Source organism: bacterium (assembly GCA_004299235.1).
In the GTDB taxonomy this organism is placed as follows: Bacteria; Chloroflexota; Dormibacteria; order Dormibacterales; family Dormibacteraceae; genus SCQL01.
Map to the genome: position 1 here is coordinate 1 of SCQL01000046.1, position 1,510 is coordinate 1,510.

General features: G+C 61.1%; 2 protein-coding genes. One reads left to right on the top strand and one right to left on the bottom strand.

Features of this window, described 5'->3' with window-relative positions; all coding sequences use genetic code 11:
* Positions 1-73: 73 nt before the first annotated feature.
* Positions 74-1,425, bottom strand: a protein-coding gene (locus EPN29_13725; protein TAN31348.1) for an IS3 family transposase whose coding sequence is annotated in 2 segments (ribosomal slippage) — positions 74-1,089 and positions 1,089-1,425 — 1,353 coding nt in all. Because the reading frame shifts where the segments join, the coding sequence is not laid out codon by codon here.
* Here EPN29_13725 and EPN29_13730 point away from each other — a divergent pair.
* On the top strand, positions 1,401-1,510 hold a 110-nt coding region (locus EPN29_13730), incomplete at its 3' end, for a type VI secretion protein (GenBank protein TAN31349.1). The genes EPN29_13725 and EPN29_13730 overlap by 25 nt on opposite strands.

Here is a 1,510-nt window from a genome sequence, read left to right on the forward strand (position 1 = left end):
TGTCCGTCGTCAGAACATTTGGCGCAAGTCGCGGCGTAAATTAGCGGAGTGTCGGCCTCGTCTGGGGTTGATGTTAGGCGGCGAGCTTGCGGTGGTGCAAGCGCCGGTGTTCGATGGTCTGTCGCTTGATCCTTTCACGTTGTTTGATGATGGCGGCGGCCCTTCCGGAGTAGGCATCGGCGGGTGTCACGTTTTTCAGGCTCTCGTGGTAGCGCTGGTGGTTGTAGTGCTCGACGAAGGCCGCGATCTGGGCTTCGAGATCGCCGGGCAGGAAGTAGTTCTCCAGCAGGATGCGGTTCTTGAGGGTCTGGTGCCACCGTTCGATCTTGCCCTGGGTCTGGGGATGGAGCGGGGCACCGCGGACATGGCTCATGCGTTGGGCCTCGATATAGTCGGCCAGTTCGCCGGCGATGTAGCTTGGGCCATTATCGCTGAGCAGCCGGGGCTTGTGGTGCACATGGGCCTGGTCGCACCCTGAGGCAGTGAGCGCCATGTCCAGCGTGTCGGTGACATCCTCGGCGCGCATGGTGGAGCACAGCTTCCAGGCGATGATGTAGCGCGAGAAGTCGTCGAGCACGGTCGATAGGTACATCCAGCCCCAGCCGATGATCTTGAAGTAGGTGAAGTCGGTCTGCCACATCTCGTTGGGCCGAGTGGTTTTGGTGTGGAACTCGTTCGCCGCCTTGATCACCACATAGGCCGGGCTGGTGATCAGGTCATGGGCCTTGAGCAGGCGGTAAACCGTGGCTTCCGACACGAAGTAACGCTGCTCGTCGGTGAAGCGCACCGCCAGCTCCCGCGGGCTGAGCTCGGACTGCTCCAGTGCCAGTTCGATGATCTGGTCGTGGATGTCGGCCGGGATGCGGTTCCACACCCGGCTCGGTGCCGAGGGCCGATCTTCCAGCGCTTCGGGACCGCCCTCGAGGTAGCGGTCATACCAGCGGCAGAAGGTCCGGCGTGCAATGCCCAACTGATCCAGGGTCCGCTTGGCTGGCAGGTGCGACTGCTCGACAATCCTGATGATCTCGAGCTTCTCGGATGCGAGATACCTCATTCTTCGTCCTCCCCATCCGCGATCATGCTTTTTTTGAGCAGACGGTTCTCGAGCGTCAGGTCGGCAACGCATTCCTTCAAGGCGCTGGCCTCGCGACGCAGATCCTTCACCTCATCGGTCGTGGCGGCACGGGCAGTGTCACCGGCCAGGCGGCGCTTACCGGCCTCCATGAATTCCTTCGACCAGACATAATACAGGCTCTGGGCGATGCCTTCCTTGCGGCACAGCTCGGCGATGCTGTCCTCGCCGCGCAGGCCTTCCAGCACGATCCGGATCTTGTCTTCCGCCGAGAAGTGCCGACGCGTCGCGCGTCGGATGTCCTTCACCACCTGCTCCGCAGGCTTCTTTGCATTGGAGGATTTGGGTCTCATCTTCGTTCCTTCGTCACTACGACGAGACCCAAATCCTCCTTAAATCACAACCTCAAATCTGGGCCATAGGTGCTGACGGGGAACA